Origin of the sequence: Microbacterium sp. RD1 (genome assembly GCF_052220165.1) — a bacterium.
GTDB lineage: Bacteria > Actinomycetota > Actinomycetes > Actinomycetales > Microbacteriaceae > Microbacterium.
On record NZ_JBQPOL010000002.1, the window covers coordinates 275108 to 289544 of the forward strand.

Consider the following 14437-nt stretch of genomic DNA (forward strand, 5'->3'; position numbering starts at 1 on the left):
CGCGGGTCACCGCGCGCGCGGATGCGACGTGGCGTAGACGTCGCGGAGCGCATCGACGCTCACATGCGTGTAGATCTGGGTCGTCGCGACCGAGGCGTGCCCCAGGAGCTCCTGCACGACCCGCACGTCGGCGCCGCCCTGGAGCAGGTGCGTGGCGAAGGAGTGCCGCAGCGTGTGCGGGGACACGTGCGCGGTGAGTCCGGCGCGCTCGGCTGCCCGCTGCAGGATGAGCCACGCGCTCTGGCGTGAGAGCGGCCCGCCGCGCACGCCGAGGAAGAGGCGGGGGGTGGCATGCCCGCGGCGGGCGAGCTCGGGGCGGACGCGCGTGAGGTACGCGTCGACGGCGTCCCGTGCGTAGGAGCCGACAGGGACGATCCGCTCCTTCGAGCCCTTGCCCCGCACGCGCAGCACGTCGCCGGTGGCGAGGTCGTCGACGTCGAGCTGCACGATCTCCGAGACGCGCGCTCCCGTCGCGTAGAGCAGTTCGACGAGCGCCCGGTCGCGAAGACCCGCCAGGTCGCCGGGGACGGCGTCCTGCGGCGCAGGCCCGGCGGCGTCGAGAAGCTGCTCGACCTGGTCGATCGTGAGCGCCTTCGGGAGGCGCTGGGCGGCCTTGGGAGGACGGAGTCGGCGCGACGGGTCGTCGGCGACGATCCCCTCCCGGGCGAGGAAGCGGTGGAGCCCCCGCACCGAGGACTGCAGCCGCGCGAGACTGGCCGGCGCCGGGGCGGGGACGGCGGAGGCTCGCTCGGCCGCGAACGCCGAGACGAGGGCGGCGGTCACGGCATCCGTGTCGTCCGCACCGTGCTCGGCGAGCCACGACGCATATGCGCTCAGGTCGCGCCGGTAGGCCGCGACGGTGTGGTCGGACAGACCGCGCTCGAGAGAGATGTGACGCAGATAGGCGTCGACGGCGCGGTCGAGGTGCACCTCACGCCTCGCGGCGCAGCACCTCGGCCGCTGCGAGGGCTCCCGCGGTGAGGATGCCGTTGGTCAGGCGCCCGTCGAGGATGCCGTCGACGACCTCCGCGAGCGGCACCCGCTCGACGCGGATGTCGGCTTCCTCGTCCTCGCGCGCGAACCTCTCCGGTGCATCCGACAGTCCACGCGCGAGGAAGATGTGCACGACCTCGTCGTTCCCGCCCGGGCTCATCCGCGACGCCAGGAGCGGCTGCCACCGGTCGGCCACGAGGTCCACCTCCTCGGCCAGCTCGCGCTGGGCCGTCACGAGCGGCTCCTCCCCCTCGACGTCCAGCAGGCCCGCGGGAATCTCCCAGTCCCTCAGGCGCACGGGGTGGCGGTACTGCTGGATGAGGACGACGCGCTCGTCGTCGTCGATCGCCACGATGGCCGCAGCCCCCGGGTGATCGATGTACTGTCGCACGATCTCGCCGTCGTTGTACTGGACCGTGTCGGAGCGCACGTCCCACACGCGCCCCGAGTACACCAGGTCGCTGGAGAGGATCGTCGGCTCGACCGGTTCGTCGCGCAGCTGCGGCACGTCAGGCCTGCTCGACGTCGAACAGCTCGCTCGCGCGGTGGCGGTCCAAGGCGGCGCCGATGAGGCCGCGGAACAGCGGATGCGGCTCCGTCGGCCGCGACCGCAACTCCGGATGCGCCTGGGTGGCGATGTAGTACGGGTGCACGTCGCGCGGCAGCTCGACGTACTCGACGAGCCCGAACTCGGGGTTGAGCCCGGAGAACAGCAGTCCGGCGTCGCGCAGCTGGTCGAGGTAGGCGTTGTTGACCTCGTAGCGGTGGCGGTGGCGCTCCGACACGCGCGGTGCCTCGTACACCTCCTCCGCGATCGATCCGGCGAGCAGGTCGGCCGGGTACAGCCCCAGCCGCATCGTGCCGCCGAGGTCGCCGCCGGCGAGGATGTCGACCTGCTCGGCCATCGTGGCCACCACGGGGTGCGGGGTGTCGGGGTCGAACTCCGTCGAAGACGCCCCCTCGATCCCGGCCACCGTGCGGGCGTACTCGATCACGATGCACTGCAGGCCCAGGCAGATCCCGAGCGTCGGGATCCCCTGCTCGCGGGCGAACCTCAGGGCGCCGAGCTTGCCATCGATCCCCCGGATGCCGAAGCCACCGGGGATGACGATGCCGTCGAGGGCGCCGAGCGCTTTGGCCGCGCCCTCGGGCGTCTCGCAGAGGTCCGAGGGGATCCAGGTGATGTTCACGTGCGTCTCGTGAGCGAATCCGCCGGCCTTGAGCGCCTCGGTGACGGACAGGTAGGCGTCGGGCAGGTCGATGTATTTCCCGACGAGCCCGATGGTCACCTCGTGCTTCGGGTTGTGCACGGCCTGCAGCACCCGCTGCCAGCGCGACCAGTCGACGTCGCCGGCGCCGGCGAGGCCGAGAGCCCGGACGATGTACTCGTCGAGCCCCTGTTCGTTGAGCATCGAGGGGATGTCGTAGATGCTCGGCACGTCGACCGCGTTCACGACGGCGTCCTCGTCGACGTCGCACATGAGCGCGATCTTGCGCTTGTTCGACTCGGTGACGGGCCGGTCGCTGCGCAGCACCAGGGCGTCGGGCTGGATACCGATCGAGCGGAGCGCGGCGACGGAGTGCTGCGTGGGCTTGGTCTTCTGCTCGCCCGATGCGCCCATGAACGGCACGAGCGACACGTGGACGAAGAAGACGTTCTGACGTCCGAGCTCGTGGCGGATCTGCCGGGCCGACTCGATGAAGGGCTGGGACTCGATGTCGCCGACCGTGCCCCCGATCTCGGTGATGATGACGTCGGGGCGCGGCTCCTCGGTGGCCTGCAGCCGCATCCGCCGCTTGATCTCATCGGTGATGTGCGGGATCACCTGCACCGTGTCGCCGAGATACTCGCCGCGGCGCTCCTTCGCGATGACCTCGGAGTAGATCTGGCCGGTCGTGACGTTCGCGGCCTGGGTGAGCTCGATGTCGAGGAAGCGCTCGTAGTGACCGATGTCGAGGTCGGTCTCGGCGCCGTCGTCGGTGACGAAGACCTCGCCATGCTGGAACGGGTTCATGGTGCCCGGATCGACGTTCAGATACGGGTCCAGCTTCTGCATCACGACACGCAGTCCGCGCGCCGTGAGCAGGTTTCCCAGGCTCGCGGCGGTGAGGCCCTTGCCCAACGAGGAAACGACACCACCGGTCACGAAGATGTGCTTGGTGGTGTCGTTCGAACTGTCGCCGCGGGGAGAACCGGAAGTCTGCATCACGGGCTTCTATCCTATCAGCCGAGCGGGCGGGGAAGCGGAGGCGCTCGCGAGCAGTTCGCGCGCGTGGGTGATGGCGGCGTCGGAGTCGGGCATGCCCGAGAGGAGGCGCGCCATCTCGGCCTCGCGCTCGGCGCCGTCGAGCCGGCGCACGCTGGAGGCGGTGACGGCGCCGTCGGTGCCCTTCACGACCGACAGATGGTTGCCCGCGAAGGCGGCCACCTGCGCCAGATGGGTCACCGCGATCACCTGCGACGTCTCGGCGAGGCGGGCCAGGCGCCGGCCCACCTCGATGGCGGCCGCGCCGCCGATTCCGGCGTCGACCTCGTCGAAGACAAACGTGGGCACGGGGTCCACGCCCGCGAGGACGACCTCGATCGCCAGCATGACGCGGCTGAGCTCGCCGCCCGACGCGCCGCGCGCGACAGGTCTCGGCTCGGTTCCCGGATGCGGCGCCAGCAGGATCGTGACCTCATCGCGGCCGGTCGCGCTCGGCGGCGCGGGGGCGACCGCCACCCGGAGGGTGGCGTCCGGGAGTGCCAGCGCGTGGAGCTCCTTGGTGACGGCGGCGCCCAGGCGCACCGCCGCATCGACGCGCGCTGCCGTGAGCGCGCCGGCCGCCTGGTCGAGCACGGTCGTCGCCTCGGCGCGCGCGGCGGAGAGGCGCTCTGCCCGGTCGGAGTCGTCGTCGAGCTCGACCAGCCTCTCCGATCCGGTCTGCTGGAGGGCGAGGGCCGCCTCGATGCTCCCGTGAACGCGAACGAGCCCAGCGAGGACAGCTCGGCGCTCCTCGACGGCGGCGAGCTCGTGCGGGCCCGTCTCGTCGAGATCCGCGAGGTAGCCCGACAGCGCTGTGGCGAGGTCCGCGGCCCGGTACCCCAGATCGGCGGCGGCATCCGCGAGGGCCGCGAGGGCGGGATCGGCGCTCCCGGCGCGCTCGAGAGCACGTCGCGCGTCGCCGAGGAGAGCGGAGACGTCGGGAGCGCCGACCTCGGAGGACAGCGCCTCGTGCGCGGTGGCCGCCGCCAGCCGGAGTTCCTCGACGTTCGACAATCGCTCGGCGCGGGCCGCCAGCTCGACGTCCTCACCGGCCAGCGGCGCGGCCGCCTCGATCTCGGCCAGTCGGAGCCTCAGGTCCTCGGCCTCGCGCGCACGCTGATCCCGCTCCTCCTGCAGCGTCGCGATCTCGGCGTCCAGGGCCCGCCACGTCTCGAACGCTGCGCGATACCGCGTCAGCGCTTCGGCGACGACCGCGCCGCCGAAGCGGTCGAGCGCGTCACGCTGAGCGGACGCGGAGCGAAGCCGCAGCTGATCGGATTGCCCATGGACGACGACCAGGTCATCGGCGAGGTCGGCGAGGACACCGGCGGGGGCCGTGCGCCCCCCGACCGTCGCGCGGCCGCGTCCCTCGCTCGAGACGGTCCGTCCGAGGTACAGTTCCGCGCGCCCGGCTCCGATCGGCTCGACGTCGCCCCCTGCCTCCCGGACCCGCTCGACGACGGGGCCCGTCTCGGGGACGAGCCACACTCCCTCGACGGAGGCGGCGTCGGCGCCGGAGCGCACGGCGCCGGAGTCGGCGCGCTGGCCCAGCAGGAGCCCGAGACCGGTCACCACCATCGTCTTTCCGGCGCCGGTCTCCCCCGTGATGGCGGTGAAGCCGGGCCCGATCGGCAGCGTCGCGTCGGCGATGACGCCGAGGTCGCGAAGACGCATCTGCTCGATCATGACCGGGTGCCCTCGGGACCGCGCCACCCCTCCACAGGCAGGCGGAACTTCTGCACGAGCCGGTCGGTGAAGGCGGCCGGATGCAGCCGCGCCAGCCGCACCGGACGACTCGATCTCCGCACCACGACCCGGGCGCCGGGAGGGAGGTCGTGCGAGCGGCGCCCATCGCACCACAGGATCCCGCCGCCGCTCGTGCGCTCGAGCACTTCGATAGCGACGGATGCCTCGGGGTCGACGACGAGCGGTCGCGCGAAGAGGGCGTGCGCCGACAGCGGGACGAACGCGATAGCCTCCACGCTCGGCCAGATCACCGGGCCGCCGGCGGAGAAGTTGTACGCCGTGGAGCCCGTCGGGGTCGCGACGACGACGCCGTCGCATCCGAAGGACGACAACGGGCGCCCGTCGACCTCCATGACGACCTCGAGCATCCGCTCGCGACTGGCCTTCTCGACGGTGGCCTCGTTGAGAGCCCACGTCTCGTACACGACGGCGTTTCCGGCGTCCTTCACGCGGACGGCCAAGGCCATGCGCTCCTCGACCCGGTAGTCGCGCGCGATGACGCGGCGTACGGCGTCGTCCATGTCGTCGCGCTCGATCTCCGCGAGGAAGCCGACGTGTCCCATGTTGACCCCGAGGATCGGAGCCGTTCCGCCCCGGACGAGCTCCGCGGCGCGCAGAATCGTGCCGTCCCCACCGAGGACGATGGCCAGCTCGATGTCATCGAGGGGAACGTCCTCACCGAGCGTGCCGACGCCGCTGAGGTCGAGGACCGTCTCCAGCTGCACGCGGTCTTCGGCCGACAGCACGGGGTGCGCCGACGCCGAACGCAGCTCCGCGATCACGCGACCGGCGGCGTCGATCGTGTCGTCGCGGTGGGCGTGGACGACGAGCAGGATGTGTCGTTCGATCGAGGTCATCGGGTTCCGGCCACTTCGTTCACGGTGCTCGACCATTCTGAGGGATCCGCGCCGCGCAGGGCCGAGAGATGGACGAGGAACTCGCGGTTGCCGTGCGTGCCGAGAATCGGCGAGGGGAGGATTCCCACCGTACGCAATCCCGTGTCCCACGCCGACCACAGCACCCCGCTGACGGCGTCGGCGCGCACATCGGGATCGGTGACGAGGCCGCCGCGCACCGCCGTCCGACCGACCTCGAACTGCGGCTTGACCAGCAGCACCACATCGGCGTCGGCGTCGGCGACGCCGGCGAGGGCGGGCAGCACGTGGGTGAGGGAGATGAAGGACAGGTCTGCGGTGATGACCTGCGGCGCCGTGGCCACCCCGGTGGCGGCGGCGAGGTTCGCCGCGTCCATGTACCGCACGTTGTACCCCTCGACCGCGATCACGTCGGGATCGGCGGCGACAAGGGGCGAGAGCTGGGCGTGACCGACGTCGACGGCGAGGACGGGAGTCGCGCCGCGTTCGCGCAGCACCTGCGTAAAGCCTCCGGTGGAGGCACCCAGATCGAGCGCGGGCCGTCCGGCCACCTCGATGCCGAAGCCGTCGAGTGCCGCTATCAGCTTGTGCGCGCCCCGGCTGACGTAGGCGTCGTCACCGGACACCTCGATCTGCGCGCCCTCCGACACGGCCGTGGCGGGCTTGATGACCGGGGTTCCGTCCACGCTGACTCGACCGTCCGCGATGAGCCGGCTCGCGTGCGTGCGCGATCTCGCCAGCCCTCGCGCAGCCAGAGCGGCGTCGAGGCGAGGAGTCATCCTCGCGCGCCGCCGTCCAGGCTCGGTCCGGACTCGAGCCGGCGCGCGAGCTCGTCCGAAAGGGCGAGGTACGCCTCGGCGCGGTCGGCGAGCGGCTGCTCTTCGATCACCCGCAGGCGCGGGATGAGCTCGCGGTCGGCGTCATCCGCGGAGTCCGGGGCGTCGGGCATGCCGCCATCGTACCGAGCTATACGCGCCAGAACGGGTCGGCATACACGCGTTCGTCGATCCGGAAGCCGAAGATCGCTCGCCCTGAGCTCCAGATGGCCGCGGCGGCCGCGCGGACGAGGTCGATGGGACGCTCCCCCGCCGACACCACCCGCAGGTCGGGACCGTCGATCTCGATGGTCGCGCGTCCCACGCTGGTGCGAGCGCCGGACACGACGGTCGCCGGATACGGCTCGGAGAGCTCGCGCAGGTCGCTCAGGAGGAAATCGGGCCGTGAGTCCGGCGGGGCGGCAAGGACGTGCTTGGGGCGATCGATCCCCGTCAGAACCAGTGCCGAGCGGAGTCCGGCGCGCGATGCGCCCTGGATGTCGGTGTCGAGGCGGTCGCCGAGGAAGAGCGGTGAGGCCGCCCCGAACCGCGCGACCGCCTCGGTGAAGATTGGCGTCTCGGGCTTGCCCGCCACCGTTGCCAGGCGACCCACCGCGGTGTGCACCGCAGACACGAGCGTCCCGTTCCCCGGCGCGACGCCACGCGCCTGCGGAATCGTCCAGTCGGTGTTGGTCGCGATCCAGGGGATCCCGCCCTCCTCTTCGGGAAGCTGGAGCGCGTAGGCGGCCTCGGCCAGCTGCAACCACCCCACCTCGGGAGCGAACCCCTGCACGACCGCCGCCGGCGCGTCCTCGGCGCTGCGGGTGACGGTGTACCCCGCCTTCTGCACCTCGACGACGAGGCCCTCTCCGCCCACGACCAGGATCGTCGCGGGCGGCGGCACGATCTGCCGCAGCAACCGCATGGCGGCCTGAGGGCTCGTGACCACATTGTCGGCGCGCACCGACAGGCCGAGCGATGTGAGATGCTCGGCAACGGACGCATCCGTCCGCGAGGCGTTGTTCGTGATGAAACCGAGCCGCCGACCGTCGTTCGCGGCGGCGTTCAGGCTTTCGACCGCGTGAGGGATCGCGCCAGGGCCGGCGTATACGACGCCATCGAGGTCGGCGAGCACCACGTCGACGCCGTCGAGCGGCGCAGGAGCCGGCTCCGGCCGACGGCGGAGGATCACTCCGGTCGCTCCGGGGCGCCGGCGGCCTCGTCGGCGTCAAGGTCGTCGACGACGAGCGCCTCCTGAGCGGCGAGGCCGGACGCGGCGTCCAAGACGTCGCCGGCGATCTCGGCGCGGCGGTACCACTCGGCAGCCTCTTCGGCGCGTCCGAGCTCCTCGAGGACAGCGGCGCGCGCGTCGAACAGCGCAGGACTCCACTCGAACGCGCGGTCGGGATCGAGCTCGGGGATCTCGAGCTCCTGCAGAGCGCGCTCCGGCTCGCCGAGATCCAGACGCGCGCCGGACATCGCGATCGCCAGCTGTACGCGCACACCCGGCGGGAGAGTGCCACGGTCGACGGAACGGCCGACCTCCAACGCGCGATCCGGCCTGCCCACACCTCGCTCACTGTCCACGAGAAGAGGCAGCTGGTCGTCTCGACCGGAGATGCGGCGGTAGGTGCGAAGCTCCCGCAGCGCCAGGGCGAAGTCGCCCACGGCGTACGCGGTGATGGCTGTCGTCTCGCGCACGACCCCCACACGCCCCGCGCGCCGCGATGCGGCCAGAGCGTGCTCGTGGGCCAGCGCCGGGTCGTCGTCGATGAGTCGCGCGGCCATCGCAAGGTGACGCGCGACGGTGTCGGCATTCTCCTTGCTGAGCGTCTTCAGCTCGTTCCGCGCCGCCGGCGCGAGGTCACGGGCGGTGATCTCCTCGGGAAGGTCCGGCTCCGCCACCTTGGCGCGGCGGGTCTCGTCGTCGCGGGGAGGGCGTGACGCACGGCGGTCATCCGTACGCGCCTGCCCGGCGCCGCCGCGGAAGGGCGGTTTACCGCCGCGGGGGCGATCGGAGCGCTCGGGACGTGCCCCCCGTTCCGGACGAGCTCCTCGGTCGCCCGAGGGCTTACCGCCGGGCCGGCCCTGCGGGCGCTCTCGGCGATCCCGCCGCCCCTCGCCGTCGAACGCTGCCACGTCGTCGATCCCTCCTCGGAAATGTGTCCGTAAACGCGAAATGGCCACCCAGCACTGGGTGGCCATTTCTCGAAAGAAGTCCGGCGGTGTCCTACTCTCCCACAGGGTCCCCCCTGCAGTACCATCGGCGCTGAGAGGCTTAGCTTCCGGGTTCGGAATGGGACCGGGCGTTTCCCTCTCGCTATGGCCGCCGAAACACTATTGATGTTTCAGTCTGCACAACAAAAGTCATTGTCATGCGATTCCCGACCGTACATCGGGAACCACTCAGTGGACGCAAGCACCTCGCAAACGGAAGTGTTATCAAGTCATCGGCTTATTAGTACCAGTCAGCTGCATGCATTACTGCACTTCCACATCTGGCCTATCAACCCAGTAGTCTGGCTGGGAGCCTCTCGCCCGAAGGCATGGAAGTCTCATCTTGAGGCCGGCTTCCCGCTTAGATGCTTTCAGCGGTTATCCATCCCGAACGTAGCTAATCAGCGGTGCTCCTGGCGGAACAACTGACACACCAGAGGTTCGTCCAACCCGGTCCTCTCGTACTAGGGTCAGATCCTCTCAAACTTCCTACGCGCGCAGCGGATAGGGACCGAACTGTCTCACGACGTTCTAAACCCAGCTCGCGTACCGCTTTAATGGGCGAACAGCCCAACCCTTGGGACCTACTCCAGCCCCAGGATGCGACGAGCCGACATCGAGGTGCCAAACCATGCCGTCGATATGGACTCTTGGGCAAGATCAGCCTGTTATCCCCGAGGTACCTTTTATCCGTTGAGCGACAGCGCTTCCACAAGCCACTGCCGGATCACTAGTCCCGACTTTCGTCCCTGCTCGACCTGTCAGTCTCACAGTCAAGCTCCCTTGTGCACTTACACTCGCCACCTGATTGCCAACCAGGTTGAGGGAACCTTTGGGCGCCTCCGTTACTTTTTGGGAGGCAACCGCCCCAGTTAAACTACCCACCAGGCACTGTCCCTGAACCGGATTACGGTTCTAAGTTAGACATCCAGAGTGACCAGAGTGGTATTTCAACAATGACTCCACACGAACTGGCGTCCATGCTTCAAAGTCTCCCACCTATCCTACACAAGCCACACCGAACACCAATACCAAGCTGTAGTAAAGGTCACGGGGTCTTTCCGTCCTGCTGCGCGTAACGAGCATCTTTACTCGTAGTGCAATTTCGCCGAGTTCGCGGTTGAGACAGTTGGGAAGTCGTTACGCCATTCGTGCAGGTCGGAACTTACCCGACAAGGAATTTCGCTACCTTAGGATGGTTATAGTTACCACCGCCGTTTACTGGGGCTTAAATTCTCAGCTTCGCCTTGCGGCTAACCGGTCCTCTTAACCTTCCAGCACCGGGCAGGCGTCAGTCCGTATACATCGTCTTGCGACTTGGCACGGACCTGTGTTTTTAGTAAACAGTCGCTACCCACTAGTCTCTGCGGCCTCCAAACGCTTTCGGAGCAAGTCCTAATACGTCGAAGGCCCCCCTTCTCCCGAAGTTACGGGGGCATTTTGCCGAGTTCCTTAACCACGATTCTCTCGATCTCCTTGGTATTCTCTACCTGACCACCTGAGTCGGTTTGGGGTACGGGCGGCTTGAACCTCGCGTCGATGCTTTTCTTGGCAGCATAGGATCACCCACTTTTCATCCGCATCGTGTCTCAGCCTGTATGAGTGACGGATTTGCCTATCACTCGGCCTACGCACTTGCACCAGGACAACCATCGCCTGGCTTGGGCTACCTTCCTGCGTCACACCTGTTAATACGCTAACCGCACCAGCATGGGGTCGAGCGTTCGCCAAGACGGCTTCACCCCGAAGGGATCCGTCCATTCCTGGTTAGGACTCTTAGCACCACTGGATTAGCTTGGGCGGTTCTTCGCCGGTACGGGAATATCAACCCGTTGTCCATCGACTACGCCTGTCGGCCTCGCCTTAGGTCCCGACTTACCCAGGGAAGATTAGCTTGACCCTGGAACCCTTGGTCTTTCGGAGGACATGTTTCTCACATGTCTTTCGCTACTCATGCCTGCATTCTCACTCGTGTAGCCTCCACGGCTGGTTCACACCGCCGCTTCGCTGGCCACACGACGCTCTCCTACCCATCAACACGGCTGGACCACGAAGGCCTACCAATAATGTCAATGCCACAACTTCGGTGGCGTGCTTGAGCCCCGTTACATTGTCGGCGCGGAATCACTTGACCAGTGAGCTATTACGCACTCTTTCAAGGGTGGCTGCTTCTAAGCCAACCTCCTGGTTGTCAAGGCAACTCCACATCCTTTCCCACTTAGCACGCGCTTAGGGACCTTAGTTGGTGGTCTGGGTTGTTTCCCTCTCGACTATGAAGCTTATCCCCCACAGTCTCACTGCTGCGCTCTCACTTACCGGCATTCGGAGTTTGGCTGACGTCAGTAACCTTTTGGGGCCCATCGGCCATCCAGTAGCTCTACCTCCGGCAAGAAACACGCAACGCTGCACCTAAATGCATTTCGGAGAGAACCAGCTATCACGAAGTTTGATTGGCCTTTCACCCCTATCCACAGCTCATCCCCTCAGTTTTCAACCTAAGTGGGTTCGGTCCTCCACGACGTCTTACCGTCGCTTCAACCTGGCCATGGATAGATCACTTCGCTTCGGGTCTAGGACACGCGACTGAATCGCCCTATTCAGACTCGCTTTCGCTACGGCTACCCCACTCGGGTTAACCTCGCCACGTATCGCTAACTCGCAGGCTCATTCTTCAAAAGGCACGCTGTCACAGCTGCTATGGCTGCTCCAACGGTTTGTAAGCAAACGGTTTCAGGTACTATTTCACTCCCCTCCCGGGGTACTTTTCACCTTTCCCTCACGGTACTTGTCCGCTATCGGTCATCTGGGAGTATTTAGGCTTATCAGGTGGTCCTGACAGATTCACACGGGATTTCTCGGGCCCCGTGCTACTTGGGATACTCTTCGCGCCAAGGGAGGCATTTCGACTACGGGGTTCGCACCCTCTATGACCAGGCTTTCAATCCTGTTCGTCTATACCTTCTTGTAACGCCGGCTGCTCGGCAGAACAGCCAGAAAAGTCCCACAACCCCGAATACGCAACTCCTGCCGGATATCACACGTACTCGGTTTAGCCTGTTCCGGTTTCGCTCGCCACTACTAACGGAATCGCGGTTGCTTTCTCTTCCTGTGGGTACTGAGATGTTTCACTTCCCCACGTTCCCTCTACCCGCCCTATATATTCAGGCGGGAGTCACTAGGTCGGCACGCCGCCCAGCGGGGTTTCCCCATTCGGAAATCCTCGGATCAAAGTGTGCTTATCCACTCCCCGAGGCTTATCGCAGATTGCTACGTCCTTCTTCGGCTCCAGATGCCAAGGCATCCACCGTTTGCTCTTAAAGACTTGAAATCACATGAGTTTGAATCAGAATCGGATCCGGTAAACCGGATCAGAAATTGACTAATGATCTATAAAGATCATCTTGTGAAACGATCCGAAGATCGTCTCTAAGATGCTCGCGTCCACTGTGTAGTTCTCAAAGTACGGGCGGTACCTTCTCCGCGTGCCGCTGCTGCGACATCGAAAAAGGCCCTGAGGTTCAGCTGCGGTTTCCCGCATCCGGTCCCTCAGGACCCAACAGCGTGCATGTGCCGATCGTCTCACCAGGATCTCTTCCAGTCGCAAGCGACGTACTGGGATCCGGATGTTCCGAAAGGCACCTTGTCTAATGTTCCACCCATGAGCTCCCAGCGAAGAACGTGTGTCCTCGATCTGGGTTCTGGAAGGCCGAAGCCTTCAGATGCTCCTTAGAAAGGAGGTGATCCAGCCGCACCTTCCGGTACGGCTACCTTGTTACGACTTAGTCCTAATTACCGATCCCACCTTCGACGGCTCCCTCCACAAGGGTTGGGCCACCGGCTTCAGGTGTTACCGACTTTCATGACTTGACGGGCGGTGTGTACAAGACCCGGGAACGTATTCACCGCAGCGTTGCTGATCTGCGATTACTAGCGACTCCGACTTCATGAGGTCGAGTTGCAGACCTCAATCCGAACTGGGACCGGCTTTTTGGGATTCGCTCCACCTTACGGTATTGCAGCCCTTTGTACCGGCCATTGTAGCATGCGTGAAGCCCAAGACATAAGGGGCATGATGATTTGACGTCATCCCCACCTTCCTCCGAGTTGACCCCGGCAGTATCCCATGAGTTCCCACCATTACGTGCTGGCAACATAGAACGAGGGTTGCGCTCGTTGCGGGACTTAACCCAACATCTCACGACACGAGCTGACGACAACCATGCACCACCTGTATAGAGACCTTGCGGGGCGACTGTTTCCAGCCGTTTCCTCTATATGTCAAGCCTTGGTAAGGTTCTTCGCGTTGCATCGAATTAATCCGCATGCTCCGCCGCTTGTGCGGGTCCCCGTCAATTCCTTTGAGTTTTAGCCTTGCGGCCGTACTCCCCAGGCGGGGAACTTAATGCGTTAGCTGCGTCACGGAAACCGTGGAATGGTCCCCACAACTAGTTCCCAACGTTTACGGGGTGGACTACCAGGGTATCTAAGCCTGTTTGCTCCCCACCCTTTCGCTCCTCAGCGTCAGTTACGGCCCAGAGATCTGCCTTCGCCATCGGTGTTCCTCCTGATATCTGCGCATTCCACCGCTACACCAGGAATTCCAATCTCCCCTACCGCACTCTAGTCTGCCCGTACCCACTGCAGGCTGGAGGTTGAGCCTCCAGTTTTCACAGCAGACGCGACAAACCGCCTACGAGCTCTTTACGCCCAATAATTCCGGATAACGCTTGCACCCTACGTATTACCGCGGCTGCTGGCACGTAGTTAGCCGGTGCTTTTTCTGCAGGTACCGTCACTTTCGCTTCTTCCCTGCTAAAAGAGGTTTACAACCCGAAGGCCGTCGTCCCTCACGCGGCGTTGCTGCATCAGGCTTGCGCCCATTGTGCAATATTCCCCACTGCTGCCTCCCGTAGGAGTCTGGGCCGTGTCTCAGTCCCAGTGTGGCCGGTCACCCTCTCAGGCCGGCTACCCGTCGACGCCTTGGTGAGCCATTACCTCACCAACTAGCTGATAGGCCGCGAGCCGATCCCAGACCGAAGTTCTTTCCAGACGTTGAAGATGCCTTCACGTCTCGTATCCGGTATTAGCAGCTGTTTCCAGCTGTTATCCCAGAGTCTGGGGCACGTTGCTCACGTGTTACTCACCCGTTCGCCACTGATCCAGAGAGCAAGCTCTCTTTCACCGTTCGACTTGCATGTGTTAAGCACGCCGCCAGCGTTCATCCTGAGCCAGGATCAAACTCTCCGTAAAAGAATTTTGCTGCGATCGAACCGGAATGGGTTCGATCGAGCGAGTTTGATCTGACGATCGGATGTCATTACTGACATTTATCCGTTTAATCTCAAAAGAATCTCATCGGTCAGACAAGCTGACCGCGAGGTTTTTTGGCATTTGACAAGTGCACGCTGTTGAGTTCTCAAGGATCGGATGCTCCTGCTGCTCAGCCTCTCAGCTTCGCCCGCAGGGCAACTTCTCTACTGTATCCGATTCGCTCCGCTTGTCAAGTCGACGTTTTCACGCTCCGAATCGGAGCAGGGCGTCGGGG

Annotated in this window: 9 protein-coding genes and 3 rRNA genes; all 12 read right to left on the reverse strand. The window is 65.3% G+C overall.

Features of this window, described 5'->3' with window-relative positions; all coding sequences use genetic code 11:
* Window positions 1–6 precede the first annotated feature (6 nt).
* Complete coding sequence (gene xerD, locus ACTU3I_RS10240) at window positions 7–930, reverse strand: site-specific tyrosine recombinase XerD (RefSeq protein WP_442925586.1); 924 nt, start codon at window positions 928–930, stop codon at window positions 7–9.
* Between the two features lies 1 nt (window position 931).
* Window positions 932–1501, reverse strand: coding sequence for an NUDIX domain-containing protein (locus ACTU3I_RS10245; RefSeq protein WP_442925587.1), 570 nt, complete (start codon window positions 1499–1501; stop codon window positions 932–934).
* A gap of 1 nt (window position 1502) precedes the next feature.
* On the reverse strand, window positions 1503–3200 hold the full coding sequence (locus ACTU3I_RS10250; protein ID WP_442925588.1) for a CTP synthase: 1698 nt from the start codon (window positions 3198–3200) through the stop codon (window positions 1503–1505).
* A gap of 9 nt (window positions 3201–3209) precedes the next feature.
* Complete coding sequence (gene recN / locus ACTU3I_RS10255; RefSeq protein ID WP_442925589.1) at window positions 3210–4925, reverse strand: DNA repair protein RecN; 1716 nt, start codon at window positions 4923–4925, stop codon at window positions 3210–3212.
* Window positions 4922–5842, reverse strand: a complete 921-nt coding sequence (locus ACTU3I_RS10260; RefSeq protein WP_442925590.1) for an NAD kinase — start codon at window positions 5840–5842, stop codon at window positions 4922–4924. The genes recN and ACTU3I_RS10260 overlap by 4 nt, the downstream gene beginning before the upstream one ends.
* Window positions 5839–6639, reverse strand: a complete 801-nt coding sequence (locus ACTU3I_RS10265) for a TlyA family RNA methyltransferase (RefSeq protein ID WP_442925591.1) — start codon at window positions 6637–6639, stop codon at window positions 5839–5841. Before ACTU3I_RS10265 ends, ACTU3I_RS10260 begins: the two co-directional genes overlap by 4 nt.
* Entirely contained in the window at window positions 6636–6809 is a 174-nt protein-coding gene (locus tag ACTU3I_RS10270) for a hypothetical protein (RefSeq protein ID WP_442925592.1), read from the reverse strand. Before ACTU3I_RS10270 ends, ACTU3I_RS10265 begins: the two co-directional genes overlap by 4 nt.
* A 17-nt stretch (window positions 6810–6826) precedes the next feature.
* Window positions 6827–7867, reverse strand: coding sequence for an HAD-IIA family hydrolase (locus tag ACTU3I_RS10275; RefSeq protein ID WP_442925593.1), 1041 nt, complete (start codon window positions 7865–7867; stop codon window positions 6827–6829).
* Entirely contained in the window at window positions 7864–8580 is a 717-nt protein-coding gene (locus tag ACTU3I_RS10280) for a hypothetical protein (RefSeq protein WP_442925594.1), read from the reverse strand. Before ACTU3I_RS10280 ends, ACTU3I_RS10275 begins: the two co-directional genes overlap by 4 nt.
* A 312-nt stretch (window positions 8581–8892) precedes the next feature.
* Window positions 8893–9009: ribosomal RNA gene (gene rrf / locus ACTU3I_RS10285) — 5S ribosomal RNA — on the reverse strand.
* Window positions 9010–9113: 104 nt separating this feature from the next.
* Window positions 9114–12220 (reverse strand): 23S ribosomal RNA (locus tag ACTU3I_RS10290).
* Between the two features lie 402 nt (window positions 12221–12622).
* Window positions 12623–14142 (reverse strand): 16S ribosomal RNA (locus ACTU3I_RS10295).
* Together the 16S, 23S and 5S rRNA genes form the textbook arrangement of a ribosomal RNA operon.
* Between the last annotated feature and the right edge of the window lie 295 nt (window positions 14143–14437).